Source organism: Streptomyces sp. NPDC047085, assembly GCF_040643735.1.
Taxonomy (GTDB): Bacteria; Actinomycetota; Actinomycetes; order Streptomycetales; family Streptomycetaceae; genus Streptomyces.
On the sequence record NZ_JBEYUW010000007.1, the window covers coordinates 266014 to 290691 of the forward strand.

At 72.0% G+C, this 24678-nt stretch carries 25 protein-coding genes; 12 read left to right on the forward strand and 13 right to left on the reverse strand.

From position 1 onward, the window contains the following. The first annotated feature begins 107 nt into the window (after positions 1–107). The gene (locus ABZ865_RS24870) at positions 108–557 is read left to right on the forward strand and encodes a MarR family transcriptional regulator (RefSeq protein ID WP_361234289.1); all 450 of its coding nucleotides are present in this window, start codon (positions 108–110) and stop codon (positions 555–557) included. Between the two features lie 71 nt (positions 558–628). Here the strand turns inward: ABZ865_RS24870 and ABZ865_RS24875 are convergent, their stop codons facing one another. Together ABZ865_RS24875 and ABZ865_RS24880 are read right to left on the reverse strand one after the other, a co-directional pair. After that, a complete protein-coding gene (locus tag ABZ865_RS24875) occupies positions 629–2266 on the reverse strand; it encodes a peptide-N4-asparagine amidase (protein WP_361234292.1) in 1638 nt (545 codons plus the stop codon). An 81-nt stretch (positions 2267–2347) separates the two neighbouring features. Then, entirely contained in the window at positions 2348–3112 is a 765-nt protein-coding gene (locus ABZ865_RS24880; protein WP_361234295.1) for a L,D-transpeptidase family protein, read from the reverse strand. A 286-nt stretch (positions 3113–3398) separates the two neighbouring features. On the opposite strand from ABZ865_RS24880, the gene ABZ865_RS24885 reads away from it, so the two are divergent. The 4 genes from ABZ865_RS24885 to ABZ865_RS24900 all read left to right on the forward strand — a co-directional run bounded on the left by ABZ865_RS24885 (position 3399) and on the right by ABZ865_RS24900 (position 8239). Then, positions 3399–5213, forward strand: coding sequence for an ABC transporter ATP-binding protein (locus ABZ865_RS24885; RefSeq protein ID WP_361234298.1), 1815 nt, complete (start codon positions 3399–3401; stop codon positions 5211–5213). Beyond that, complete coding sequence (locus tag ABZ865_RS24890; RefSeq protein ID WP_361234301.1) at positions 5210–7027, forward strand: ABC transporter ATP-binding protein; 1818 nt, start codon at positions 5210–5212, stop codon at positions 7025–7027. Before ABZ865_RS24885 ends, ABZ865_RS24890 begins: the two co-directional genes overlap by 4 nt. A gap of 435 nt (positions 7028–7462) precedes the next feature. Then, the gene (locus ABZ865_RS24895; protein ID WP_361234304.1) at positions 7463–7933 is read left to right on the forward strand and encodes a DUF5709 domain-containing protein; all 471 of its coding nucleotides are present in this window, start codon (positions 7463–7465) and stop codon (positions 7931–7933) included. A 42-nt stretch (positions 7934–7975) separates the two neighbouring features. After that, complete coding sequence (locus ABZ865_RS24900) at positions 7976–8239, forward strand: type B 50S ribosomal protein L31 (RefSeq protein WP_361234307.1); 264 nt, start codon at positions 7976–7978, stop codon at positions 8237–8239. A 62-nt stretch (positions 8240–8301) separates the two neighbouring features. Here ABZ865_RS24900 and ABZ865_RS24905 read toward each other — a convergent pair whose 3' ends face one another. Continuing rightward, complete coding sequence (locus ABZ865_RS24905) at positions 8302–9096, reverse strand: metal-dependent hydrolase (RefSeq protein ID WP_361234311.1); 795 nt, start codon at positions 9094–9096, stop codon at positions 8302–8304. Between the two features lie 145 nt (positions 9097–9241). Between ABZ865_RS24905 and ABZ865_RS24910 the strand changes: the two genes are divergently transcribed. Both ABZ865_RS24910 and ABZ865_RS24915 read left to right on the forward strand, forming a co-directional pair. Then, positions 9242–11755, forward strand: coding sequence for a DUF3516 domain-containing protein (locus tag ABZ865_RS24910; protein ID WP_361234314.1), 2514 nt, complete (start codon positions 9242–9244; stop codon positions 11753–11755). Positions 11756–11774: 19 nt separating this feature from the next. Next, entirely contained in the window at positions 11775–12641 is an 867-nt protein-coding gene (locus tag ABZ865_RS24915) for an acyl-CoA thioesterase II (RefSeq protein ID WP_361234317.1), read from the forward strand. Positions 12642–12672: 31 nt separating this feature from the next. Here the strand turns inward: ABZ865_RS24915 and ABZ865_RS24920 are convergent, their stop codons facing one another. Continuing rightward, positions 12673–13671, reverse strand: coding sequence for a DUF6397 family protein (locus ABZ865_RS24920; protein ID WP_361234320.1), 999 nt, complete (start codon positions 13669–13671; stop codon positions 12673–12675). Positions 13672–13795: 124 nt separating this feature from the next. After that, the gene (locus ABZ865_RS24925; protein ID WP_361234323.1) at positions 13796–14209 is read right to left on the reverse strand and encodes a roadblock/LC7 domain-containing protein; all 414 of its coding nucleotides are present in this window, start codon (positions 14207–14209) and stop codon (positions 13796–13798) included. 92 nt (positions 14210–14301) lie between these two features. On the opposite strand from ABZ865_RS24925, the gene ABZ865_RS24930 reads away from it, so the two are divergent. Next, positions 14302–14730: a PPOX class F420-dependent oxidoreductase gene (locus ABZ865_RS24930; RefSeq protein WP_361234326.1), complete on the forward strand. Its 429-nt coding sequence runs from the start codon at positions 14302–14304 to the stop codon at positions 14728–14730. 10 nt (positions 14731–14740) lie between these two features. On the opposite strand, the gene ABZ865_RS24935 is transcribed toward ABZ865_RS24930, so the two are convergent. The 5 genes from ABZ865_RS24935 to ABZ865_RS24955 form a co-directional block, all read right to left on the reverse strand. Beyond that, a complete protein-coding gene (locus ABZ865_RS24935) occupies positions 14741–15343 on the reverse strand; it encodes an ATP/GTP-binding protein (protein ID WP_361234329.1) in 603 nt (200 codons plus the stop codon). Between the two features lie 277 nt (positions 15344–15620). Then, on the reverse strand, positions 15621–16034 hold the full coding sequence (locus ABZ865_RS24940; protein ID WP_361234332.1) for a DUF742 domain-containing protein: 414 nt from the start codon (positions 16032–16034) through the stop codon (positions 15621–15623). 19 nt (positions 16035–16053) lie between these two features. Beyond that, positions 16054–16491 carry a roadblock/LC7 domain-containing protein gene (locus tag ABZ865_RS24945; RefSeq protein WP_361234335.1) on the reverse strand — a complete coding sequence of 146 codons (438 nt, stop codon included), beginning with the start codon at positions 16489–16491 and terminating at the stop codon, positions 16054–16056. Beyond that, positions 16488–19010 (reverse strand): nitrate- and nitrite sensing domain-containing protein, encoded by a 2523-nt coding sequence (locus ABZ865_RS24950; protein WP_361234338.1) that lies wholly within the window; start codon positions 19008–19010, stop codon positions 16488–16490. Before ABZ865_RS24950 ends, ABZ865_RS24945 begins: the two co-directional genes overlap by 4 nt. 48 nt (positions 19011–19058) lie before the next feature. Then, a complete protein-coding gene (locus ABZ865_RS24955) occupies positions 19059–19832 on the reverse strand; it encodes an MHYT domain-containing protein (protein WP_361234341.1) in 774 nt (257 codons plus the stop codon). Between the two features lie 152 nt (positions 19833–19984). Between ABZ865_RS24955 and ABZ865_RS24960 the strand changes: the two genes are divergently transcribed. Next, a complete protein-coding gene (locus tag ABZ865_RS24960; protein ID WP_361234343.1) occupies positions 19985–20584 on the forward strand; it encodes a class I SAM-dependent methyltransferase in 600 nt (199 codons plus the stop codon). Positions 20585–20596: 12 nt separating this feature from the next. On the opposite strand, the gene ABZ865_RS24965 is transcribed toward ABZ865_RS24960, so the two are convergent. Continuing rightward, positions 20597–21352 (reverse strand): alpha/beta hydrolase, encoded by a 756-nt coding sequence (locus ABZ865_RS24965; RefSeq protein WP_361234346.1) that lies wholly within the window; start codon positions 21350–21352, stop codon positions 20597–20599. A gap of 113 nt (positions 21353–21465) precedes the next feature. Here ABZ865_RS24965 and ABZ865_RS24970 point away from each other — a divergent pair, with 113 nt between their 5' ends. Continuing rightward, on the forward strand, positions 21466–21999 hold the full coding sequence (locus tag ABZ865_RS24970; protein WP_361234349.1) for a PadR family transcriptional regulator: 534 nt from the start codon (positions 21466–21468) through the stop codon (positions 21997–21999). Here the strand turns inward: ABZ865_RS24970 and ABZ865_RS24975 are convergent. Beyond that, on the reverse strand, positions 21976–22881 hold the full coding sequence (locus ABZ865_RS24975) for an oxygenase MpaB family protein (RefSeq protein WP_361234589.1): 906 nt from the start codon (positions 22879–22881) through the stop codon (positions 21976–21978). The two genes, ABZ865_RS24970 and ABZ865_RS24975, sit on opposite strands and share 24 nt — an antisense overlap. A 131-nt stretch (positions 22882–23012) precedes the next feature. Between ABZ865_RS24975 and ABZ865_RS24980 the strand changes: the two genes are divergently transcribed. Beyond that, complete coding sequence (locus ABZ865_RS24980; protein ID WP_361234592.1) at positions 23013–23276, forward strand: hypothetical protein; 264 nt, start codon at positions 23013–23015, stop codon at positions 23274–23276. Between the two features lie 152 nt (positions 23277–23428). Further along, positions 23429–24307 carry a hypothetical protein gene (locus ABZ865_RS24985; protein WP_361234352.1) on the forward strand — a complete coding sequence of 293 codons (879 nt, stop codon included), beginning with the start codon at positions 23429–23431 and terminating at the stop codon, positions 24305–24307. A 111-nt stretch (positions 24308–24418) separates the two neighbouring features. Here ABZ865_RS24985 and ABZ865_RS24990 read toward each other — a convergent pair whose 3' ends face one another. Continuing rightward, positions 24419–24601 (reverse strand): hypothetical protein, encoded by a 183-nt coding sequence (locus ABZ865_RS24990; protein ID WP_100830325.1) that lies wholly within the window; start codon positions 24599–24601, stop codon positions 24419–24421. Positions 24602–24678 lie beyond the last annotated feature (77 nt).

Below are 24678 nucleotides of genomic sequence, written 5' to 3' on the forward strand. Positions count from 1 at the left end.
CTACGGAGGTGAGGGCGCCGGCCCGGAGATCGGTCGACGATGACTGACGGATCGTAGCTCATTGTTACCTATACTCACAATGAACGGCATCCTGATATTGTTCCCGCATGAGCGCCCCCGATCCCGACGGCCTGCTCGCCGAGCAGTTGCTGCGGCTCACCCGCCGGGTGCACCGCATCCAGAAGCGCCACCTGGAGCGGCGCGACGTGGGTGTCACCCCGGCCCAGTCCCGGCTGCTGCGCACCCTCGCGCACTACGGCTCACCTCCGCGGATGGCCGATCTCGCCGAGCGCCTGGAGGTGGTGCCGCGGGCGGTGACGACGCTGGTCGACGGGCTGGAGGCAGGCGGCAAGGTGCGCCGGGTGCCGGACCCGACCAACCGCCGGGTGACCCGGATCGAGCTGACCGACGAGGGGCGTGCGACCCTGCGCGAGCTGCGCGGCGCGCGCCGGTCGGCCGCCGAGGAGATCCTCGCGCCGCTGACCGACAAGGAGCGGCAGGTGCTCGGCGTGCTGCTGGACACGCTGATCGACGGAGAGGCGGCCAAGGGCTGCTGAGCGGACGCGGCCCCGCTCCGGAACCGGAGCAGGGCCGCGAGTCATGAGTGGCGCGTTCCGCTTCGCCGGACTCAGCAGCGGCTGCGGTCCTCCGTCAGCACCCCCTGGGCCGTGGCCAGCGAACGGTCGTAGCAGCCGTCCGAGCCGTACAGGCGGTAGCGCTCGCTCGACGTGCCGACCGCGTGCCGCTGATCGCGCGGGACGTTGAGCGTGTACGTCGCGTCGCCGCTGTAGGTGTCGTCGAGCCGCGACCAGCGGGTGCGCCGGCCGTCCCGCAGCTCCACGACCGTCGCCCGGTCGCCGAGGGTCAGTTCCGTGCGCAGCCGGTCGTCCGTGCCGACGGTCGTGGCGCCGTTCATCGTGTAGGTCCGCTGGGTGCGGGTCGTCCGCGCGGGGCCGTGCGAGCCGGCGGTGGTGACCGTCTCGTCGTCCGACCAGGTCGCGTCGAGTCCGTCGGTGTTCTCGCCGTCGGTCCAGCGGTGCGCCGAGGTGTTCGCGAGTGCCCGGGTGACGGTGGTGGTCACGCGGCCGTGCGAGGTGTCGAGGTACCCGGAGACGGTGAGCCGGTGTCCGGCCCGGGTGTCCACGCGGTTCTCCGCACCGGGCGTGTACGTCGAGGAGTTGGTGGCGCCGGCCGCCTCGTCCCGGGTGAGCGCGCCGGGGACGTGGGCGCGGTGGGCGTCCTGCCAGACCAGGACGTTCACGGGGGCGCTCCAGCCGGCCTGCCCTGCGGGCACGCCCACGACGGAGACCTCGACGCGGTGCGGGCGGCCGTCGTTCAGGAGCCCGGCGAAGGGCGTGAGGTCGTACTCGATGGGCCTGACGTCGAAGGCGCGCGGGCCCGGGACGACGTACCAGAGGAAGGGGTTGGACCAGCCGCCGGTCCACACGTTCGGGAACGGCGCAGCGATTCCGGCGAGTTGCCCGTCCACCGTGATCTGCACCTCTCGGTACGGCCCGTGGTCCGCCTTGCAGGAGTACGACGCCGGGTCGGCCACGGTCAGGTACCAGAACTCCTCGCAGCCGCCGCCGGATCCGGTGGCGTACACCTCGGCGACGATGCGCTCGCTGTTGCGCGGAGTGGTGAGGGTCGTGCCGTCGGCGGTGTCGGCGAGAGTGAGCACGCGGTCCGGGGCGCTGGTCGCGGGGCGTCCCGCATAGAAGGTGAGAGTCGCCTTGACGTCGATCACGCCGGTGTAGGTGGCATCGACAACGTTGCCGATGAGCATCTCGACGTCCTGCGGGCCGCGGAAGGTGTCGCTGTAGCGGGTGACGTCCTTCTCCACGTGCCACTCGATGCCGTCCGGCGACGGCTCGGGGGTGGACGTGCGCAGGATCTCCACTCCGCCCACGTGCAGATAACCGAGACGGTCGTACTGACGTCCCTTCACCTTGCCGTCGAGCCGCAGGACGACCTTGCTCCAGTGGTCTCCGCAGCCCTGGGGTGGGGTGTACGTGCCCCGGTAGGGGGTGAAGTCGCGGAACTGGGCCTGGGCGAGCGTGACCTCGCACGCTGTGGTGTGCGGGCGGTCGACGGGCGGGGCGGCGGTCACCGGGTCGTGCCAGTCGGTGCCGAACTCGGCGGGCACCTCGGCGGCCTGGGTGTCCGCCCGGGTGCCGGCCTGAGCGGCGGCGGCTCCGGTGCCGAAGAGCGTGCTCGCCAGGAGGGTCGCTCCGGCAAGCATGGACATGACTATCCGTCTTCTCATGGGCGGTGTTCTACGGGGGACGGGCCCGCAGTGCAATGACGCCTCCCGCGGATCGGCCGGTCCGATCCGCCGAGGCGCAGGTCAGGCGCGCAGTTCCGCCACGTTCCCCATGACCGCCACGGGATGCCGGGCGGGGTCGAGTGTGCGCAGCAGGTACCTCATGGCCTGCTTGGGCAGGCTGATGCACCCGGAGGTGCCGCCGCCGTGGTCGAGGTGCAGCCAGATGCCGCCGCCCTTCTCCACGCCCTCGGGACGCGTGGTGTCGTGCGGATGCGTGCCCTTGACGCGGTTGTAGTCGATGGCGATGACGTAGTCGAAGTCGTGCTGGTGCGTCCCGTCCCATCCGTCGGGGGGCGCATAGGCGCCCTCGTCGTGGTCGTAGGGCAGCCGGGTGCCCGGGTCGGGGAGGACTCCGCCCGCGTCGGAGAGGGTGAATACGCCGACCGGGCTGCGCTCGTCGTCCATCCAGTGGTCGGTCGTCCAGCCGTTGCGGCCATTGTGGGCGTGCCAACTCCTCGTCTGATGCCACTCGACGCCGTGCCGGGTGTAGAGCACGACCGTGGAGCGGGCCGAGTTCCTGCCCTCGCCGTAGACGACCAGGACCTGGCTCGAACCGGCCGGAATCCGCTGGTACAGACGGTCACCGAGGCCCGGGATACGGGTCGGATCGACGGATGGGTCCTCGGGTGCGCCGGGGCTGTGCACGGCCCGGCCCTGCGGGGCCGGCACGCCACCTGCGTGCGTCGCGCCCGGTTCGGGGGCGGCGCCGCACGCGGAGAGCGCCGAGAGCAGGGCTCCGAACGCCGCCAACACGACCGTCACGCACCGCACACCGTCGATCTTCACCCGATCATCGTGGCATCACATTCCGGCCGATGATCGGGCGTTTCGGACACTCGGAGTAGCGGCCTCGGGTCGGTCGCCGGGCCGCGGCAGGGGCCCAGGACACCTGACCTGAACGCGACGGTTTTCGCTTGCCGTCGGGAAAACCGGTTGATATTCGCCGCGCTGCGACGCGACCCTTTCACAGCCCGTCACCGCTTCACGCCTTTTCCTGCCCCTCCCCGGCCCCGCCGCCCTGCTCTACCCGATCTCTCCGCCTCCCCTCCCTGACACGAGCCACTGGGACGTCATGCAGATCCAAGACCTTCCGTATTCCGACCCGGGCGTACCGGACGCGCGTTCGGGTCCTCGCTTCCTGTGGTGGCTCTGGCGCAACCAGGTGGGCGGCCAGCTCAAGGCCCTGGCCTGGGGTGTGCTCCACTTCGTCGCCGTCTCCGCGCTGCCCTTCTGCGTGGGGCTCGCCGTCGAGGCGGTCGTCGACCGCTCCGGTGACCGACTGGCCCTGACCGGCGGCCTGTTGCTGCTGTGCGGGACGGGCATCGCCGTGGGTGACACCTTCCTGCACCGCGCCGCCGTCACCAACTGGATCACGGCCGCCGCCCGGGTGCAGCAACTGCTGGCGCGCCAGGCGGCCGTGCTGGGCTCGGCACTGACCCGGCGGGTCGCGGCCGGCGAGGTGGTGGCCGTCTCCACCGGTGACGTGGAGAAGATCGGCTGGTTCGTCGAGGCCGTCTCCCGGTTCACCGCGGCCGCGCTGACCGTCGTCGTGGTCTGTGTCGGCCTGCTGATCTACCAGCCCGCACTCGGTGTCGTCGTCGCCGTCGGTCTGCCGGTCGTGGCGCTCGCGGCGCTGCCGTTGCTGCCCCGGGCCACGCGCCGCGCCGACGCCCAGCGCGAGAAGGCCGGCCGGGCCACCGAGCTGGCCTCGGACACCGTCGCCGGGCTGCGGGTGCTGCGCGGCATCGGCGGCGAGGAACTGTTCCTCGACCGCTACCGCCGTGCCTCGCAGGAGGTGCGGCACGCGGCCGTACGCAGCGCTCGGATGTGGTCCCTGATCTCCGCGATCCAGGTGCTGCTGCCCGGGCTGCTGCTGATCGTGGTCGTCTGGCACGGCGTCCACCTGGCCCGCCAGGGCCGGATCACCGTCGGTGAACTCGTCACCGTCTACAGCGCGGTCATGATCCTCAACTACCCGCTGCGGCACTTCGAGGAAATCGCCATGGCGTACTCCTTCTCCCGTCCGTCGGCGAAACGGGCCGCGCGGGTGCTGTCGCTCCAGCGCACCACGAACGCCGAGGGGGCCCGCGAGGCCGAGTGCCTGGACGGCGATCTGTACGACCCCGCCACCGGTCTGCTCGCGCCCGCCCGCCGCTTCACCGCCGTCGTGTGCGGCGACCCGGACGCGGCCGGCCGGCTCGCGGAGCGCCTGGGCGGGCACCCCACCGAGCCGGGCCCCTCGGTACTGCTCGGCGGCGTACCGCTCGACGACGTCCCCCTCGACAGCGCCCGCACCGCCGTCCTCGTCCAGGACAAGGACCCGGTGCTGCTCTCCGGCACCCTGCGCGAGCTGCTCGACGTGCCCGCCTCGGGCGCCGTACGGGCCGAGGACGCACTCGCGGCCGCGCAGTGCGGGGACGTCCTGGACGCCCTGGTGCAGGGATCCCTGGACGCCGCCGACCCGATGGACGCCCGCATCACCGAGCGCGGGCGCTCCCTGTCGGGCGGCCAGCGCCAGCGGCTCGCCCTGGCCCGGTCCCTGGTCACGGACCCGGAGGTGCTGGTGCTGGACGAGCCGACCTCCGCGGTCGACTCGCACACCGAGGCACGGATCGCGGACGGACTGCGCCGGCTGCGGTCGGGACGGACGACGGTGGTGTTCACCTCCTCCCCGCTGCTGCTGGACCGAGCGGACGAGGTCGCCCTGGTCCACGAGGGCAAGGTCGTGGCGGTCGGCGGGCACCGCGAGCTGATCGACACCGAGCCCCGGTACCGGGCCGTGGTGACGCGGGAGACCGAGGACGAGCAGGCCGTGAGCGATCGGGACACCCTGCTGGGCGCTCTCGGACCGCTGGACGAACTGGAAGAGATCGAGGAGAGCGCATGATCGGCGTTGCGCCACCGGCGTACGACCCGGCGGCCCCGACGACCGCCACCACCCTGCCCGTCGGCGCGGCCGCCACCGTGCGTGCCTACGTCACGGAGCTGTTCCGCCGACACCGCCGGGCCTTCCTGCTGCTCATCGCGGTCAACACCGTGGCCGTCGTCGCCTCCATGGTGGGCCCGTACCTGCTGGGCGGGCTCGTCGAGCGGGTGTCGGACCGGGCGCGGGAGCTGCACCTGGGCCTGACGGCCGGGCTGTTCCTGCTCGCACTGGTCGTGCAGGCCGCTTTCGTCCGGGAGGTGCGACTGCGCGGCGCGATGCTCGGCGAGCGCATGCTGGCCGACCTGCGCGAGGACTTCCTCGTCCGCTCGGTGGGGCTGCCGCCGGGCGTGCTGGAGCGGGCGGGCACGGGCGACCTGCTCTCCCGCATCACCACCGACATCGACCGCCTGGCCAACGCCATGCGGGAGGCGGTGCCGCAGCTGGCGATCGGTGTCGTGTGGGCGCTGCTGCTGCTCGGCGGGCTCGTCGTGACGGCCCCGCCGCTGGCGGCCGCCGTGCTGCTCGCGGTCCCGGTGCTGGTGGTCGGGTGCCGCTGGTACTTCAAGCGGGCCCCCTCGGGCTACCGGTCCGAGTCCGCCGGCTACGCAGCCGTCGCCGCCGCGCTCGCCGAGACCGTGGACGCGGGCCACACCATCGAGGCGCACCGCCTCGGCGGCCGCCGCGTCGCCCTGTCGGAGCGGCGGATCAAGGAGTGGACCGCCTGGGAGCGATACACGCTGTGGCTGCGCTCGGTGCTCTTCCCGGTGATCAACGCCGTCCACGTCATCGTGCTCGGCTCGGCCCTCATGGTCGGCGGTGTCTTCGTGCTGCGGGGCTGGATCGGGGTCGGACAGCTGACCACGGGCGCGCTCATCGCCCAGATGCTGGTCGACCCCGTGAACCTGATCCTGCGCTGGTACGACGAGGTGCAGGTGGCCCAGGTGTCGCTGGCCCGGCTCGTCGGGGTGCGGGACATCGAGCCGGACGCCGGGGACGCGGCGCTGGCTCCGGAGGGCCGGGACGTGCACGCCGACCGGGTGCACTTCGGCTACCGCGAGGGCGTCGACGTGCTGCGCAAGGTGTCCCTGGAGGTCGCTCCCGGCACCCGGCTGGCCCTGGTCGGCCCCTCCGGCGCGGGCAAGTCCACGCTGGGCAGGCTGCTCGCCGGCATCTACGCGCCCCGGGACGGCCGCATCACCCTCGGTGGCGCCGAGCTGTCCCGGATGCCCGCGGAACGCGTCCGCGCGCATGTCGCCCTCGTCAACCAGGAGCACCACGTCTTCGTCGGCTCCCTGCGGGACAACCTCCTGCTGGCCCTCCCCCAGTCCGGGCTTGGCCCGAGCGCGGGAACTTCCGTCGGCGCGCGGGACGCTGAGCTGTGGGCGGCGCTCGGCGCGGTCGACGCGGACGGCTGGGCGCGGGCGCTGGACGACGGCCTGGACACCGAGGTCGGCTCCGGAGGGCTCGCGCTGACCCCGGCGCAGGCCCAGCAGATCGCGCTGGCCCGGCTGGTGCTGGCCGACCCGCACACGCTGGTCCTGGACGAGGCGACCTCGCTGCTCGACCCCCGCGCGGCACGCCACCTGGAACGCTCCCTGGCCCGCGTCCTCGACGGCCGCACCGTGGTCGCCATCGCCCACCGCCTGCACACCGCCCATGACGCCGATGTGATCGCGGTCGTGGAGAACGGCCGCATCAGCGAGCTGGGCAGCCATGACGACCTGGTGGCGGCGGACGGGGCGTACGCGGCGCTGTGGCGGTCGTGGCACGGCTGACGGATGCCGCTGCGGCACGGTCGGAGGGTGCGGTGACGGCACGCGCGAGGGGTGCGGCGGCGGGACGAGCGAGGCATGCAGCGGCGGCAGGGGCGAAGGGTGCGGTGATGGCACGCGCGAGGGGTGTCGCGGCGGGACGGGCGGAGGGTGCGGTGACGGCCCGCGCGAGCGGTGCGGCGGCGGGACGGGCGAGGCATGAGGCGGCGGGACGGGCGAAGGGCGCCACCGCGGCCCCCTGGGGAGCCGTTCGGCCCCAGGACAGGCGCCGTGCCGTTGCGCGGTGCCGAACAGGGGTGGAAGGCTGGATAGCGGCACCGGTACGGGAAACGGCCGGGAACCTTCCGGTTCGCGGCGCGCGCACCCCGTGCCGAGCGTGCCGACGGGCCGCCGCCCCTCGCGGTGGCGCGCGGCCGTGCTCACTACATGGAGGTTCCCGTGAAGAGCGCCGACGGATGGGGGGATGACGTCTACCAGCCCGATGCCTCCGAGATCCGGGAGGACACGGGTGTGCTCGACGTCGAGGACACGCTGGACTTCGACGGCGTCGACGACCCTCTCGACCGGGGCTGGTCGCCTCCCGAGCGGCCCTGGGCGGTGGAGCACGCCGGCGTGACGGCGGCTGAGCGCCAGGCCGGGGAGACGCTGGACCAGCGGCTCGCCGAGGAGCTGCCCGATCTGGCCACTGCCGACGGCGACGGCATCGGTGACTGCACCACCACCGACGGGGAACTCCTGGACAACGAGGTCGGCCACATGCGCTCGGGCCGCCTGGTCGCCCCGGACGAGGGGGCGCACGAGGACGAGGAGAGCGCCCTCGTGGCCACCGACGTCGGCATCGACGGCGCCGCCGCGTCCGCAGAGGAGGCCGCGATGCACATCGTCGACGAGGACTCCCTCTCCGGCTGACCCGGACGCCCCCTGCCCCACCGCCCCGCGCGAGGAGCCGCCATGCAGCAGGACAAGCACCCCGACTACCACCCCGTGGTCTTCCGCGACCGCGCCGCCGGCTACGCGTTCCTCACCCGGTCCACCGCGAGCAGCGAGCAGACCATCGAGTGGGACGACGGCGAGACCTACCCGGTGGTCGATGTGGAGATCTCCTCGGAGAGCCACCCCTTCTACACGGGCAAGGCCCGCACGGTGGACACCGAGGGCCGCATCGCCCGGTTCGAGCGCCGGTACGGCGGGGCGGAGTCGGACGAGGCGACCTGAGCGGGAGCGGTACGTCGGACCCCTGCGGGAGCCCGCCGTCGGACCACGGTGGGGGTGGTACGTCAGATCACGTTGAGGGCCGCCGCGCAGCCCACTCCGCCGAGCAGCATGAACACCGGCATCAGCACCTTCAGCTCCACCCAGCTGCCGGCCCGGAATCGCAGCGCCTTCGGCGGGCCCACCGGGTACCAGCGCTTGCGGCCCAGGGGGATCGGCCACAGGATCGGGCAGCCGGAGACGGTGAGCGCGTCCCCGATGTCGTGCACCAGCGCGCCCAGCACGATCGGCAGCCCCAGCCACAGGTACTCCTGCCCGGGCGCGGTGAACAGCCAGTCGGAGCCGTTGCCCGGCTTGTCCAAGACGCCCGCGAGGATCCACGCGCTGGTCGCGGCGAGCAGCCAGACCAGGACATCGCTGCTGGAGCCCCGCGCCGCCCTCCACAGCAGGCCCTCGATCGCCAGAACCATGTGCACGAACAGGATCGCCAGCACCGCCCAGCGCCCCCCGGTGATCGCCAGTGCCGAGCTGCCCGCGCCGACGAGGACCGCCCACAGCCAGGTGTGCGTGAGCGTGCGGTGACCGCCCGTGCGGCGCGCGTCGCCCTTCTTCCTGGTCGACTTGTAGACGGCGTAGGATAGCTTGTCCACGATCTCGCAGATCCATCGCGAGATCGGTCCGAAGGCCCGCGAGATGGTGGCCGCCTTGTGGTCGAGGTCCGGGGCGAGAGCGGCGCCGGCGCAGATCAGCGCGCCCACCAGCAGGACCGGCCAGGGCATCGAGTGCCCGGCCGCGGCGGCGGCCGCTCCGACGCCGAGCCAGGCCGCAGCCCCTGACAATGAGTGTGCTGGTCCCATCATGGCCGCTTCCCGCCCCGTTCCTCGTGTGCCGCTGTCCAGTTGACCCGGTGCACTGACGCTCCGTCGGCGCCACAGCGTAGCGGCCGCGATCTTCGTACCCGAAGCCGATTCCCCTCAAGGGGAGAAGGCCAGGCAAGATGGGTGCGTGACCCTCATCGATCAGCTGCCGCCGACCGCCGACCCCGACGCCCTGTACGAAGCCTTCGAGTCGTGGGCCCTGGAGCGCGGCCTCACCCTCTATCCCCATCAGGAGGAGGCGCTGATCGAGGCGGTCTCCGGGGCGAACGTGATCGTCTCGACGCCCACCGGCTCCGGCAAGAGCATGATCGCCGCGGGCGCGCACTTCGCCGCGCTGGCGCGCGACGAGGTCACCTTCTACACGGCCCCGATCAAGGCGCTGGTGTCGGAGAAGTTCTTCGAGCTGTGCAAGCTCTTCGGCACCGAGAACGTCGGCATGCTCACCGGCGACGCGTCGGTGAACGCCGACGCGCCCGTGATCTGCTGCACCGCCGAGGTTCTGGCGTCCATCGCCTTGCGTGACGGCAAGAACGCGGACGTCGGCCAGGTCGTGATGGACGAGTTCCACTTCTACGCGGAGGGCGACCGCGGCTGGGCCTGGCAGATCCCGCTGCTGGAGCTCCCCCAGGCACAGTTCATCCTGATGTCGGCCACTTTGGGCGATGTGTCCTTCTTCGAGAAGGACCTCACCCGCCGCACCGGCCGCCCCACCGCGGTGGTCCGCTCGGCGACCCGCCCGGTGCCGCTCTCCTACGAGTACAAGCTCACCCCGCTCACCGAGACGCTCACCGACCTGCTGGAGACCAAGCAGGCACCGGTGTACATCGTGCACTTCACGCAGGCGCAGGCCGTGGAGCGGGCGCAGGCCCTGATGAGCATCAACATGTGCTCGCGCGAGGAGAAGGACCAGATCGCCGAGCTGATCGGCAACTTCCGCTTCACCACCAAGTTCGGCCGCAACCTCTCCCGTTACGTCCGCCACGGCATCGGCGTCCACCACGCCGGCATGCTGCCCAAGTACCGGCGCCTGGTGGAGAAGCTCGCCCAGGCCGGCCTGCTGAAGGTCATCTGCGGCACCGACACCCTCGGCGTGGGCGTCAACGTGCCCATCCGCACGGTGCTGTTCACGGCCCTGACCAAGTACGACGGCAGCCGGGTGCGCACGCTGCGCGCCCGCGAGTTCCACCAGATCGCGGGCCGCGCCGGCCGCGCCGGCTTCGACACGGCGGGGCTCGTCGTCGCGCAGGCCCCCGAGCACGTCATCGAGAACGAGAAGGCCCTCGCGAAGGCCGGCGACGACCCGAAGAAGCGCCGCAAGGTGGTGCGCAAGAAGGCCCCGGAGGGCTTCGTCGGCTGGACGGACAACACCTTCGAGAAGCTGATCGCCTCCGAGCCCGAGCCGCTGACGTCGCGGTTCCGGGTGACGCACACGATGCTGCTGTCGGTGATCGCCCGGCCCGGCAACGCCTTCGACGCGATGCGCCACCTCCTCGAGGACAACCACGAGCCGCGCAAGCAGCAGCTGCGGCACATCCGGCGCGCGATCGCGATCTACCGCTCGCTGCTGGACGGCGGGATCGTCGAGAAGCTCGACAAGCCGGACGCCGAGGGTCGCATCGTCCGCCTCACGGTCGACCTGCAGCAGGACTTCGCGCTCAACCAGCCGCTGTCCACGTTCGCGCTCGCCGCGTTCGAACTCCTCGACCCCGAGTCGCCGTCCTACGCCCTCGACATGGTGTCCGTGGTCGAGTCCACGCTGGACGACCCGCGGCAGATCCTCGTCGCCCAGCAGAACAAGGCCCGCGGCGAGGCCGTCGCCGCGATGAAGGCCGACGGTGTCGAGTACGAGGAGCGCATGGAGCGCCTCCAGGACATCTCGTACCCGAAGCCGCTGGAGGAGCGGCTCTTCCACGCGTACAACACCTACCGCAAGAGCCACCCGTGGGTCGGCGACCACCCGCTGTCGCCCAAGTCCGTCATCCGGGACATGTACGAACGGGCGCTGTCCTTCACCGAGTTGGTGTCCTTCTACGAGCTGGCCCGCACCGAGGGCATCGTGCTGCGCTACCTTGCCAGCGCCTACAAGACCCTCGACCACACCATCCCGGACGACCTGAAGTCCGAGGATCTCCAGGACCTGATCGAGTGGCTCGGCGAAATGGTGCGCCAGGTGGACTCCAGCCTGCTGGACGAGTGGGAGCAGTTGGCCAACCCGGAGGAGATGACCGCCGAGGAGGCCCAGGAGAAGGCCGACGAGGTGAAGCCGGTCACCACCAACGCGCGCGCCTTCCGCGTCCTCGTCCGCAACGCCCTGTTCCGCCGCGTGGAACTCGCCGCCCTGGACCAGGTCGAGGAACTCGGCGAGATGGACGCCGACTCCGGGTGGGACGCCGAGGCGTGGGGCGAGGCGATGGACAAGTACTGGGACGAGTACGACGACCTCGGCACCGGCCCCGACGCCCGCGGCCCCAAGCTGCTGGTGATCACGGAGGAGCCGGAGAACGGCCTCTGGCGCGTCCGCCAGATCTTCGACGACCCGAACGACGACCACGACTGGGGCATCAGCGCGGAGGTCGACCTGGCGGCCTCCGACGCCGAGGGCCGTGCGGTGGTCCGCGTCACCGATGTCGGCCAGCTGTGACCACAGGAGAATCCCCCCGATGACGAACCCGGCCGAGCGACTGGTCGACCTGCTCGACCTGGAGCAGATCGAGGTCAACATCTTCCGTGGCCGCAGCCCGCAGGAGTCCCTCCAGCGGGTCTTCGGCGGCCAGGTGGCGGGCCAGGCGCTGGTCGCCGCCGGGCGCACCGCGGACGGCGACCGACCGGTGCACTCCCTGCATGCGTACTTCCTGCGCCCGGGCCGGCCGGGCATACCGATCGTGTACCAGGTGGAGCGGGTCCGCGACGGACGCTCGTTCACGACGCGCCGGGTCACCGCCGTGCAGCAGGGCCGCACGATCTTCAATCTGACCGCCTCCTTTCACAAGCCTGAGGAAGGACCGTTCGAGCACCAACTACCGCCGGTCCGCGAGGTGCCGGACCCGGAATCGCTGCCGACGGTCTCCGAGGAGATCCGCAAGCATCTGGGCGCACTGCCGGAGCAGTGGGAGCGGATGGCGCGCCGCCAGCCCTTCGACATCCGGTACGTGGACGGGCTGCGCTGGCACGCCGAGGAGATCGAGGGCGCCGAGCCCCGCAGCGCCGTGTGGATGCGGGCGGTCGGACCGCTCGGGGACGACCCGCTGGTGCACACCTGCGCGCTGACCTACGCGAGCGACATGACCCTGCTGGACGCGGTCCGCATCCCGGTCGAACCCCTGTGGGGCCCACGGAACTTCGACCTCGCGTCCCTGGACCACGCCATGTGGTTCCACCGGCCCTTCCGCGCGGACGAGTGGTTCCTGTACGACCAGGAGTCCCCGATCGCCACCGGCGGACGCGGTCTGGCCCGCGGGCGCATCTACGACCGGCAGGGGCAGCTGCTGGTCTCGGTCGTCCAGGAGGGCCTGTTCAGGTCCCTGTAGGTGGTGCGGGTCCGGATTCCAGGACTCGGGTTCAGGCCTCTGCGGGCCGGCGGTTTCTGGCTCGCAGCCAGGCACGCAGGCCTCGGGGTGTGCGCGGCGCTTCTCGCATGGACTCGTGGGCGACGACGGGGTCGGGCTCGGGCTCGGGCTCGGCAAGCAGTACGGGCGTCCGCGCTTCGGGCACGCCCGAGGGTGCGGCTTTCGGCGGAGCGGGCACCGGCGATGTGGGCCGGTGGTGCCGTGGGGCAGGACGGGCGGCCGGTGCCTGGGTGCGGGCCTCGTCCACCGCCTGCGCGAGGTCGCTGCGGAGCCACTCGATCTCGTCCGGATCGTGCGCCGTCATCAGTTCCTCGGCGAGGTACGCGGAAGGTGATCCCGGCACTCCCTGATCGGGCGGCGTCGGCCGGAACCGGTTCAACTGGGCCCGCTCGTAAGGATCCCTGACCACGTCCGCCACCTCGACGGGCGAGAGGAAGGCCGCCACGGCTCCGGCTCGCGCCCAAGGGTCCTCGGCCTGCCGCAGCAGGAAGCCGAGGTGCCGTCCCCTCCAGTTGCGGGCGCGCAGGTCCACGCCTGCCGCCACCTGACTCCTCAGGGTCTCGGGTGTACGCCCCTTGAGCAGGTGCGCGTTCTCCTCGCCCGCCGCGAACTGCCGGAGTTCCTCGGCCAGATACAGCCAGACCACGGCTCGGTAGCGGTTCAAGTAGAAGCGCACCGGCACCAGCAGCCCCAGACGAGCAAGCCGGGTGAACCTGCCCGCGGAAATCTCCATGAGCGCGGCGCCCTCCGCGGTGCCCACGACCCGAACGCGCTGCCGGAGGGTTTCCGGGAAGCCGTCCTGGGCGCGCAGCCGGTCGAGTTCGGTCCGCTCGACCCGGCGGCCTCCGCCGCCGCCCTCGTCGGGCACGGTCCGGATGCGGCCGAGATGGACGGCGAGATCGAACTCGCCTCGTTTGAGCCCCAGTTCCCGAGCTGCGCGGCTCGGAGTGCAGGTGATGGGGCGGGGTGGGGTGCAGGTGCTTCCCGGCATGGTCGTACTCCCCCGTGGAGTGGTGCTCACGCCCTCTGCGTTCGCAGTGCACACACCGTAGCCGGTTTCGAGCAAGCCGCGGCGGGCCTGTGGATAACTCCACGGGAGGAGACGAAAGCGCAGGTCAGAGGTCCACTGTCGGGGTGCGCTCGGGCCGGCGGGCGTCCACGCCGAGGTGTTCGCCGACGCGGTTGACGAGCAGGGTCATCTCATACGCGATCTGGCCTATGTCGGCCTCCGCGCCGCTGAGCACGCACAGGCAGCTGCCGGCGCCGGCGGCGGTGACGAAGAGCACGGCGTCGTCGTACTCGATCATCGTCTGGCGCACCCCGCCCGCGCTGAAGTGGCGTCCCGAGCCCTTGGCCAGGCTGTGCAGTCCGGACGCGACGGCGGCCAGATGCTCCGCGTCCTCGCGACGGAGACCCGTACTCGCTCCGGTGACCAGCCCGTCGTTCGACAGGACCAGCGCGTGCCGCACGTGGTCCACCCGTTCGGTCAGATCGTCCAGGAGCCAGCCGAGTCCCTGGTTCTGCGCCATGTTCCGTCTCCCCGTGCGACCTCTCCCCCTGGCCGGAGGACTTCCCCGCCAGCCTTCCCCACCTCCGGCGTCCGGGCAAGCACGATGGGCGTATGGCACAGAAGATGACCGACGAGGAATGGCGGGCGTTCGTCTCGCACGGCACCCGAACCGGCAAGCTGGCGACGGTCCGGGCCGATGAGAGCCCGCACCTCGCCCCGATCTGGTTCCTGCTGGACGGGGACGAGCTGGTGTTCAACACCGGCAAGGAAACCGTGAAAGGGCGCAATCTCGCCCGTGACGGACGGATCGCCCTGTGCGTGGACGACGACCGGCCACCGTTCTCCTTCGTGGTGCTGAACGGCCGCGCCCGGCTCTCGGAGGATCTGGAGGAGATGCGTCACTGGGCCACCCGGATCGCCGCGCGGTACATGGGCGAGGAGCGCGCGGAGGAGTTCGGCGCGCGTAACGCGGTCCCGGGTGAGCTGCTGGTCAGGGTCTCGATCGACAAGGTGGTCGCGGTGAAGGACATGACAGGCTGAGGGGCGGGGTTCAGCTCACCGAGTCGAGGAGCCGGGCGGTGTGCATGCGCCCGGCGTACTCGACGAGGCGGATCAGCACCTCCTTGCCGGAGTCCCGGTCCCGTGCGTCGCACAGGACCACGGGTGTCCCCTGGTCCAGGTCCAGGGCTCGGGAGACGTCGTGGGCATCGTAGGCACGCGCCCCCGGGAAGCAGTTGACGGCCACCACGAACGGGATGTGCCGGTGTTCGAAGTAGTCGACCGCCGGAAAGCAGTCCTCCAGCCGTCGGGTGTCCGCGAGGACCACGGCTCCGAGGGCGCCCTGCGACAGCTCGTCCCAGAGGAACCAGAAGCGGTCCTGGCCCGGTGTCCCGAAGAGGTACAGCGAGAGGCCGGAGCGGATGGTGATGCGCCCGAAGTCCATCGCCACGGTCGTGGTGACCTTGTGGTCCACGCCGTCGGTGTCGTCCACCAACTGTCCGGCTTCGCTGAGCAGTTCCTCGGTGCGCAGCGGCCGGATCTCGCTGACGGCCCCGACCAGGGTCGTCTTGCCGACGCCGAATCCGCCGGCGACCAGTATCTTCAGTGCCAGGGCGGAGGCGTCGCCGGCGGCTTCGGAGTGCTCGGAGACCATGATCACTTCTCTCGGATGGGCCGGCTGCGGTCGAGGGGGGCGGCGGACGAAGTCAGCATCATGACAACTCCGCCGCCACCGCGGGGGTTCGGACTGAAATGCGCCTGATGTGACCGACTCGCGCCCGGTTGGTTGCGGGATGCGTGTGGAACGGTGTGCGGGGTGGCGCCCGGTTGGCCGTGTGCGTTCATCTGCCGTGTGCGTTCATTTTGCTGTACTCGTTCATCTGCTGCGCTCGTTCATCTGAATGCGCTCGTTCTTCTGGGCGTGCGTTCGTCTACAGGGCCCGCAGCCCCTCGATGACCTCGCGCAGGATCCTTTCGTCCGGGAGGCGGGCCGGAGGCACCGGGCGGCTGATGGTGACGCAGCCCATTTCCAGGAGGTCGCCGAGGAGCACCCTGACCACGCCCACGGGGAGGTCCGCGTCCGCGGCGAGCTCGGCGACCGACTGTGTCTCCGTGCGGCACAGGTCGATCAGGGTGCGGTGTTCGGGGCCGAGCGCGGTGTCGTCGTCCACGAGCGGTGCCGCGGGATCGAGGGTGACGAGCGCGATCAGGTCGAAACGTACGCCCGTGGGGCCGGGCTGTGTGCGTCCGCCGGTCATGGCGTAGGGGCGGACGAGGGGCCCGGCCTCGCCGTCGTACCACTGGCTGCCCGGCTCCCGCGGGCCGTCGGTCGGGTTCTGGGTCATCGGTGGCGCTTCTTCCGGCTCATCCGGCGGCGGGCGGCTGGGCGGCGAGGCGTGGGGGCGTGTAGAGGTGTTCGCCCACCCGCTTGACCAGGCGTGCCATCTCGTAGGCGACCAGGCCGATGTCGGCGGTCACCGCGGTGAGGACGGCGAGGCAGGAACCATCGCCGGCGGCCGCGACGAAGAGGAAGGCGTCGTCCATCTCCACCATGGTCTGGCGTACGCCGCCCGCTCCGAAGTGCCGTCCCGCGCCCTTGGCGAGGCTGTTGAAGCCGGAGGCCACGGCGGCGAGATGTTCCGCGTCCTCCCGTGCGAGGTCGGTGGAGGCGCCGACGGCCAGGCCGTCGTTGGACAGCACCACGGCGTGCCGTACCTCGGTCACCCGCATCACCAGGTCGTCCAGCAGCCAGTCGAGTTCGCCGGATCGCTGGGCGGTACTCATGTTGGGGTCCTGGATCATGCCGGATCTCCTTCGGTCCTGTCACTGCCCGTTTCGGGGTTCGGGGCGGCGCCGCGGCCGGGCTGCCTGCCCCCGCCGCGTACCCAGCCGTCGCGGTAGGCCGCCATGCGGTCCCGTGCGAGTTCGGGGGTGCGCCGCTCGTCGCTGCGCGGTGCGGGTTGCCGCTCGGGTTCGTCGGTGCGCTGCCGGCGAAGCTGGGGCGCGAGGCTCGCCTGGCGCACCCGGCGCGGGAGGTCCTCGGAGGACTCGGAGTCGCTCGGCGGGCGGTGCAGCCTCAGGGTGGTGACCCCGGGGGGCGGGGGTTCGTGCGCGGGGGGCGAGGGGGGCGAGGGGGCCGGGGCGGTGGCCGCCAGAGCGGCCCGGCCGGCCTGTGCGGTCACGGCGGAGGGGGGCGGGGGCGCGTCGGGCACGCGCGCGTAGGCGCGTTCCTCCTGCGGACGTGCTTCCGCCTCCTGGGCCGGGCGTTCCGCGGTGCCGTTGTGCAGCAGGACGGTGGGCAGCAGGACGACGGCGGTGGTGCCTCCGTAGGGGGAGGTGCGCAGGTGCACCTTGATGTCGTGCCGGGAGGCGAGCCTGCTGACCACGAAGAGTCCGAGACGGTCGCTGTCGAAGAGGTCGAGGGCCTCGGACTGTTCGATGCGCCGGTTGGCCTCCCCGAGCGTTTCGGCGCCCATGCCGAGGCCCCTGTCCTCGACTTCGAGGACGTAGCCGTTGCCGACGGGTTCGCCCGTGACGCGCACGCGCGTGTGGGGCGGCGAGAACTGGGCGGCGTTCTCGACGAGTTCGGCGAGCAGGTGGGTGAGGTCGGCGACGGCCGCGCCGATGACGTACGCCTCGGGGAGCTGGCGTACCTCCACGCGCGCGTAGTCCTCGACTTCGGACACGGCGGCGCGTACGACGTTGGTCAGGGACACGGGCATGCGCCAGGCACGGCCGGGTGCCGCTCCGGAGAGGATGATCAGGCTCTCGGCGTGGCGCCGCATCCTGGTGGTGAGGTGGTCGAGACGGAACAGGTCGCTCAGCTCGTTGGGATCGTCGGAGCGGCGCTCCATGCTGTCCAGAAGGCTGAGCTGGCGGTGGACCAGCACCTGGCTGCGCCGGGCGAGGTTGACGAAGACTCCGGAGATGCCGCTGGCGAGTTCGGCGCGCTCCACGGCGGCGCTCAGGGCGGCGCGGTGCACGGTCGTGAGGGCTTCCGCCACCTGGCCGGTCTCGTCCTCGGCGGGTGGTCCGGCGGGTGCCTCGGCCTGGATGTCGATCTCCTCGCCCGCGCGCAGTTTCCGCATCGCCGCGGGGAGTTTGCGGCGGGCGATCCCCAGGGCGTCGTTGCGCAGGCTCACCAGCTCGACCACGAGGCCGCGTCCGATGCGGACGGAGATGACGAGCGAGGCGGCGACGGCGGCGAGGCCGAAGAGCACGGCGGCGCCCGCCGGGCTGAGCAGGCCTCGGGTGTACGGGTCGGCGCGGCCGGCGACGGCCCGGCCCGTGTCCGCCGCGACGGTGCCCATGCCGTTCTGCACGCGCGCGTGGGCGATGGTCCACTCGGACGTGGGTGACGTGTCGACGGCCTTGGCCGCGGAGCCGGCGGTGAGGATCTTCTCCTCGGCGGCGGTGAGGGCGGTGTAGGCGCTGCTGTCGGTGAGGCGGCGCCAGGCCGCGCGTTGTGCGGCAGGCAGGTCGGGGACGGCCGTCTCGGTGAGGGTGCGGCGCGTGGCGACGGCCGCGTCGAACAGCCGCAGTCGCTCGCCCTGGAGGCCGTCGGCCGGGCGCGCGCTGCCGAGGACGGCGTCCTCCTGGGCGAGCGCCTCGGCGGCGCGCGAGAACTCGAGCAGCACGCGCGCGTCGGAGCCCACTTCGGCCTGCTGGATGTCGGTGAGGGCGCCGTCCACCGCGAAGGCGGCCGCGATGGTCTTGGTGTACTGCACGTACGCCGCGTTCCATCCGGACTTGCGGTCGACCACGGCCGTCCGGAGCGCGGGCAGGTGTGCGGCGCCGTCGACGAAGGCCTCGAGGCGTCCGGTGACCCCGGCGGGCAGTTCCTGGCTGTCGGCGACGGTGCCGTCGTGACCGAGCCGCAGCTTGGCGATCGCCCGGTCGGTACGGGCCGCGAGGCCTTCCAGGTCGTCCCCGCGTGCCGCGCCCGGATCGGCGGCGTAGCGCACGGCCGCGGCCCGCTCTGCCTGCAGCGCGGTGACGGCGGCGGCCACCGGAGCGCGCAGCTCGGCGTCCACACGCTGGGACTGGCGCAGCCGGGCGACGTCCTGGGCGGTGCTGACGGTGGCGTAGGCCCAGAGGGCGAGCAGGGAGACGACGGGCACCATCAGCAGGCAGACCACCTTGGCGCGCACCGTCCGGGGGCGCATGTGCCAGCGGCTGCCCTTCGGGGGCGCGCTGTCCGGTGCCGTGCCGAGGGGCGGGTCCACGCTCTCGTCGGCCGGCGGTCCGGCGTGCGCGCGGCGGCCGCGGGGCGGGGACTGCGCCGGGGGGCCGGCTTTGGGTGTGCTTCGGGGCGGGCGCATGGCCTCCTCGCTCGGGACGTGGGTCGGGGCTCTCGGGCCGGGCTCCCGCTAGCGGGCGGCGCTCTCGACGGGCCGTTGTGCCGAGGCGGACGCCTCGCGCTCGTCGGCGGTGGGCGAGAGGGCGACGAAGGCCGAGGTGAGGAACAGGTAGGACCCGAGGCCGACGGCGAGGGGGAAGATGAACTGCATCGCCGTGGCCCCGGGCAGCACCTCGCTGGAGGGGGTGACGCGCACGCTCACCGCGAACATGCCGGTGTAGTGCATGCTGGTGACGGCCACTCCCATGACCAGGGAGGCGACGGTGACGGCGAGGGGCGACTTGATGTTGAGGCCCGCCCACAGTGCCGCGGTCGCCGCGACCACGGCGATCAGGACTGACAGCCCGACGAGCGTCGGATCGTAGGTCACGTCGCCGTGCAGCCGGACCGCCGCCATGCCCAGGTAGTGCATGCTGGCGACGCCCAGCCCAGTGGTGAGGCCGCCGAGGAGGAGCGCACGGTTGCGGTCCCGGCTGTAGCCGACGGCGAAGACGCCGGCGCAGACGACGACCATGGCGACGACGAGGCTGAGGATGGTCAGCGGCACGTCGTAGCGAATCTCGGTGCCGCTGACGCGGAAGCCGAGCATGGCCACGAAGTGCATCGTCCAGATGCCGGTGCCGATGGCGGAGGCAGCGGTGATGAGCCAGTTGCGGCGCGAGCGGCCGGTGGTGGCGAGCGCGCGCACGGTGCAGCGCAGTCCGAGTGCGGCGCCTATGCAGGCCATCACATACGACAGTACGGGGGTCAGCCAGCCGAAGGCGGCGTGGTCCATGTGTCCCATGACCCCGGGACGCTAGCCGGATCAGGGGCGCACGAAGGGGGCGCATTTCGAAAGGTGTTGGAATATGACACACAGATGCGCCAGAACGATCGCGTCCCGCTCGAACATGCGCACAGGAGCGTCACCCGTGGCAGTGAGAGATCATGCGGAGCATGAGCGACGACCACACACACGTCCAGGATTTCTTCACCGCCCGGGCCGACGACTGGGACAGCCGGTTTCCCGACGACGGCCCCGCCTACGCGGCCGCCGTCGCCGATCTGGGCCTGCGCGCGGGTGACCGGGTGCTCGACGCGGGCTGCGGCACGGGCCGCGCCCTGCCGCCTCTGCGTGCCGCCGTGGGCGCTACCGGGGTGGTGATCGGGGCCGACCTGACCCCGGCGATGCTCCAGGCCGCCGTGCGAGCGGGCCGGGGCCGCGACGGGTTCCTGCTGCTCGCGGACGTCGCCGCGCTGCCACTGCGCTCGGGGGCCTTGGACGCCGTGTTCGCCGCGGGCCTGATCGCGCATCTGCCGCAGCCCGTGGAGAACCTGCGGGAGCTGGCCCGCGTGGTGCGGCCCGGCGGCACGCTCGCGCTGTTCCACCCCATCGGCAGGGCGGCCCTGGCAGCGCGCCAGGGCCGGCAGATCACCCCCGAGGACCTTCGGGCCGAGGCCAATCTGGGCCCTCTCCTTGCCCGTTCGGGCTGGCGCATGACGTCCTACGTCGACGAGGACGCCCGCTTCCTCGCGTTGGCCACGCGCGAGGACTGACAGCCAGCCGGCTCAGTACCGTCCCGCTACGGCTGCCACGAAGGCGTCGGGGTTGTCGAACATGACGTTGTGCCCGGCGCCGGGCACCGTCACCACGCGCACCCCGGCGGCCTCCAACTGCTGCCTGCCGGGCAGTTCGCCGCTGTGTTCACCCTGAAGGTAGACGCGGTCGATCTCCAGGCCTTCCAAAATCGTCCGCATCGTGGGGTCCGAGCCCCGCCGCAGCCCGACCGCGCTCCGGTGCAGCGCGCGCGGATCGGCGAGCCGCATGGTGGCCGCCCACAGGGGGCCCACGCTGTCCAGCACGCGCGCGTACTCCTTCTCGGCGAACTCGTCCTCCCCATAGGCGGCGATTCCGCTGCTGGCTGCCGTCTGCGGAGGGAACGGGTCGAGGTTCGCCTCCGTCAGCACCAACCGGGAGACGAGGTCGGGCCTCCGGTGGGCGAGCACGAGGGCGACGGCGCCGCCCATGCTGTGCGCGATCAGCTCGGCGCCGGTGACGTCCGCCTGGTCCAGCGCGACCGCCACGGCATCGGCGTGCTCCTCCAGCGTGTAGCCGAAGTGCGGGGGCCGGTCGCTGGTCCCGTGCCCGGGCAGGTCCATGAACAGGCTGCGCCTGCCCGCCAGTTCCGGCCGGGCGGCGATGTGCGCGTGGTACACGGCGGACATCGATCCGAGTCCGTGCAGATACACGCGCGCGGGCTGCGCACCGGGCACCTCCGTCCATCGGATCCGGCTCCCCCTGTCGTCGAATTCGGCCTGCTGCACGGTGCGCTCCCTCGTGTCCGTGATGGGACCCTGACGATACATCGGTGTCGAGGTATATCGTCAACGAATTAAGTCGGGTCCGATGTACAGCGTGCCTGGGAGAGAATGCGGGCATGCTGGAACTCGCCATCCTCGGTTTCCTCTACGACGCCCCGTTGCACGGCTATGTCCTGCGCCGGCACATCGCCGCGCTCACCGGGCACGTGCGGCCCGTCGCCGAGAGCACGCTGTACCCGGCGATCAAGCGGCTGGAGAAGGCGGGGCTGCTGGCGAGGGCCACCGAGCCCGGCGCAGGGGCCGCGCCGCGCCATGTCCTCACCCTCACCGAGGAGGGCAGGCAGGAACTGCGGCGGCGGCTGGCCGAGCCCGCGCAGCGCGAGATCACCGACGAGAACAACTGGTTCACGCTGCTCGCGTTCCTGCGGCACCTGGACGACCCCGCGGCCCAGGCGGCCGTACTGCGGCGCAGGCTGGCCTTCCTGGAGGAGCCGGCGAGCTTCTTCTACGACGGCGACCGGCCGCTGCGCGCGGAGGAGCTGGACGACCCCTTCCGGCGCGGTGTCCTCACCATCGCGCGGGCCACGAGCCGGGCCGAACTGGCCTGGCTGCGCGACACCCTGGCCTCACTCGAGGGCGTCGGCGGCTGAGGTGTCCTGGTGCCTGACCGGGCACCCGCGCAGTCCCGGGACCGGACGGGTGCCCAGGTCGGCCGGCCGGTAGCCGTTCGGATAGCTCTTGATCTCCCAGTTCTGCCGAGCGAAATGCGGGCTGCGGCGCGGCGGCAGCAACCGGACCAGCCGGCCGCGCGTCCGCACCGCTCGGCGCACGAGGGCGGAGGTGGCCGCGCCGGGCGCCTCGTAGCGGAAGGCGCGCAGCAGGGAGTCGTCGAGCAGGGCCAGCGTGGCCGTGCGCAGCAGCGGTGCCAGCGGGCGCGGATACCAGGACGCCATCAGGTCGAGCGTGGCGTCGGAGACCTGCCGGGACCGCTCGTCCCAGGCGAAGTGGGCCTCTTCGTAGGCGTCGAGCAGGGCCTCGAACTCCTCGTAGGTCTCGGGGATGCCGGGGATGCCCATGTGGCGGCCGAGGGTGCGGTAGTACTCGGTGGTGGCGACGATCTCGTGCCGCGACAGGCGCCGCCAGCCGTAGGCGTCGATCCAGCGCCTAGGCATCACGACGAAGGTGGAGAGCACGTAGCGCATGTCGTCGTCGCTGATGTCGTAGCTGCGGTGCATCTGGTTGATGCGACGGATCGCGGTACGGCCCTCTTCGGCGGCGAAGCCGTGTTCCACGACCGTGTCGAGGAGCAGCGCGGTGTCGTCGTACCGCTTCTGTGTGCGGTCGGTCAGCTCCGCCGTCTCGGCGAGCAGGCGGCCGATGCTGGGGACGGCGTAGGTGCGGTACAGCGCGAGTTCCAGGGCCCGTGTGTAGTCCCAGGGGAATTCGAACGCCACACTGAGCCGGTAGATCTCGAGGGCGTCCGCCACCGGGTCCATCCGGCGGATCTCCTCGAGCCGCGCAAAGCGCTTCACCACTGCGTTCCCCTTCTGCTGCCGAAATCCCAACTCTACGTTGAACAGCAGCAGATGAACGATCGACAGCGAACCCGTTCAGGCGGAAGATGGTCCGCGTGATCCACACGATACGCAAGTACGCCGCAAGATTGCGCCCCTCCCCGCGTGCGGGGGCTGCGGAGGTCCCGGAGAGGCGCGCGCACAACTTGTTCGAGGCCGCGGCCGCCTACGTGACGGCCTGCGCGGAGGACGACCAGGACGGGATCGACGAGGCGTCGGCCTGGGTGTCGCCCGAGGCGCTGTCGTTCGGCGTGAGCGAACTGGCGTGCCGTGCCGTCGCCACGCTCGCCCGGGAGCGCGGCACGTCACCGGGAGCGGTGGCGCGGGACCTGCTCGGGCTGCCGGAGGCCTGAGAGGAGCCCGCGGGAAAGTCGTCCGCCAAGCGCGGGCGTTTCGCCCCTGTCCAGGTGGAAACCTGCAGGTCCGCGTGGTGTGCGGTGTCGTGACAAGCACCTTCGGATCGCACTAGGGTGCGCGCCGACGGACGAACCACTGGGAGGCAGGGATGGCCGGAACGGACGACGAGGCCGTCACCGCCGCGGACGATGCGCTGTATGTGCTCACGGCGGTACTGCTGACGCCGGCGCAGTTTCCGAGCGTGCTGGGCGACGACTATCCGGAGGCCTGCGCGGCGCTGGGGCTCGCACCCCGCGCCGACGGGTACGGACTGGTCCTCGGCCAGGACGGTGAGGGTGCCCGCTGGACGGTCGTCATCGACGACGTCTCGCTGGTCGCGGTGGCGATCGCCTCCTGGGACTGCGGCATGGAGTACGAGCTCTCGCCCGACGAGCGCACGGTCGTGGCCGCTCTGCCGGGCTGGCCCCTGGCGGTGGCCGTGGCCGCGCCCGGTGTGCCCGCACCGCACGACCCCCGCCCCGACGATGCGGACCAGCCCCCGCTGGCCCCGCCGGACACCAGCTCCTGGGGACCGGCCCAGCGGCGCCTGGGTGCCGACGAGATCGCGCTTCAGTGGGCGGCGTGGCGCGGTCAGATCAGCGAGGGCGACCTGCCGCCGGAAGGGTCGCCGGAGACGGCGGAAGGCTCACAGGCCTCGACGGGGTCGGCGACGTCCTCGGCGGCCGCGTCAGAGGCCCCGGCGAGCGCGCCGAAGGGCGGCCACCAGGGGGTTCGGCGGGTGCTGTCCGAGGCGCGCGCGTACCTCGACTCGCCGCCTCCGCTGGGACGGGTGCGCTCCTCGTTCGCCCCGGGTGACGCCCGCACGCTCCGCGCCGACGGGCCCGGCTGGTCGATGGTGGCCCGCACCGACGACATCGCGTTCATCCTGCTGGACGAGAAGCCCGGCGAGGTCCTGCCGGTGGGCCGGGGGCCGGAGCTGCCGGGCCTGCTGGAGGCGCTCGAGAAGATGGCCGTACGGCCCAGTTGAGCCTGCGGGGCCACGGCGTCCTTGAAGGCGTGGCCCCCGCTGCCCCGAAGCACGTCCGGCACGGCCGCTGTCACCGCGAGGGACGCACCCGGGACGCTCGGCCCACTCGGCTCAGCGGCCGATCTCCTTGCGGGCGACCCGGCGGAGCCTGCGTCGCTGTGAGGGGTCCAGCGTCAGGTACGCGGCGACCGGGACTCCCACCACGATCAGGAAGGACACCCACCAAGGCAGCCATATCAGCAGGATCAAACCGACCGCCACGCCTCCTGCGGCGATCTTGGCGTTCTTGGACATGAGCGTCGCCTCCTTCACGGCCACTGCCGCTCTCTGCATGGAAAACGGCCCCGCGCGCCGCACGGTTCCGGCTGCCG

Coding starts and splice junctions, on each gene's coding strand:
- ABZ865_RS24870 (WP_361234289.1), top strand. CDS start 108: ATGAGCGCCCCCGATCCCGACGGCCTGCTCGCCGAGCAGTTGCTGCGG.
- ABZ865_RS24875 (WP_361234292.1), bottom strand. CDS start 2,266: ATGAGAAGACGGATAGTCATGTCCATGCTTGCCGGAGCGACCCTCCTG.
- ABZ865_RS24885 (WP_361234298.1), top strand. CDS start 3,399: ATGCAGATCCAAGACCTTCCGTATTCCGACCCGGGCGTACCGGACGCG.
- ABZ865_RS24890 (WP_361234301.1), top strand. CDS start 5,210: ATGATCGGCGTTGCGCCACCGGCGTACGACCCGGCGGCCCCGACGACC.
- ABZ865_RS24900 (WP_361234307.1), top strand. CDS start 7,976: ATGCAGCAGGACAAGCACCCCGACTACCACCCCGTGGTCTTCCGCGAC.
- ABZ865_RS24905 (WP_361234311.1), bottom strand. CDS start 9,096: ATGATGGGACCAGCACACTCATTGTCAGGGGCTGCGGCCTGGCTCGGC.
- ABZ865_RS24915 (WP_361234317.1), top strand. CDS start 11,775: ATGACGAACCCGGCCGAGCGACTGGTCGACCTGCTCGACCTGGAGCAG.
- ABZ865_RS24920 (WP_361234320.1), bottom strand. CDS start 13,671: ATGCCGGGAAGCACCTGCACCCCACCCCGCCCCATCACCTGCACTCCG.
- ABZ865_RS24925 (WP_361234323.1), bottom strand. CDS start 14,209: ATGGCGCAGAACCAGGGACTCGGCTGGCTCCTGGACGATCTGACCGAA.
- ABZ865_RS24930 (WP_361234326.1), top strand. CDS start 14,302: ATGGCACAGAAGATGACCGACGAGGAATGGCGGGCGTTCGTCTCGCAC.
- ABZ865_RS24935 (WP_361234329.1), bottom strand. CDS start 15,343: ATGGTCTCCGAGCACTCCGAAGCCGCCGGCGACGCCTCCGCCCTGGCA.
- ABZ865_RS24940 (WP_361234332.1), bottom strand. CDS start 16,034: ATGACCCAGAACCCGACCGACGGCCCGCGGGAGCCGGGCAGCCAGTGG.
- ABZ865_RS24945 (WP_361234335.1), bottom strand. CDS start 16,491: ATGATCCAGGACCCCAACATGAGTACCGCCCAGCGATCCGGCGAACTC.
- ABZ865_RS24950 (WP_361234338.1), bottom strand. CDS start 19,010: ATGCGCCCGCCCCGAAGCACACCCAAAGCCGGCCCCCCGGCGCAGTCC.
- ABZ865_RS24955 (WP_361234341.1), bottom strand. CDS start 19,832: ATGGGACACATGGACCACGCCGCCTTCGGCTGGCTGACCCCCGTACTG.
- ABZ865_RS24960 (WP_361234343.1), top strand. CDS start 19,985: ATGAGCGACGACCACACACACGTCCAGGATTTCTTCACCGCCCGGGCC.
- ABZ865_RS24970 (WP_361234349.1), top strand. CDS start 21,466: ATGCTGGAACTCGCCATCCTCGGTTTCCTCTACGACGCCCCGTTGCAC.
- ABZ865_RS24985 (WP_361234352.1), top strand. CDS start 23,429: ATGGCCGGAACGGACGACGAGGCCGTCACCGCCGCGGACGATGCGCTG.
- ABZ865_RS24990 (WP_100830325.1), bottom strand. CDS start 24,601: ATGTCCAAGAACGCCAAGATCGCCGCAGGAGGCGTGGCGGTCGGTTTG.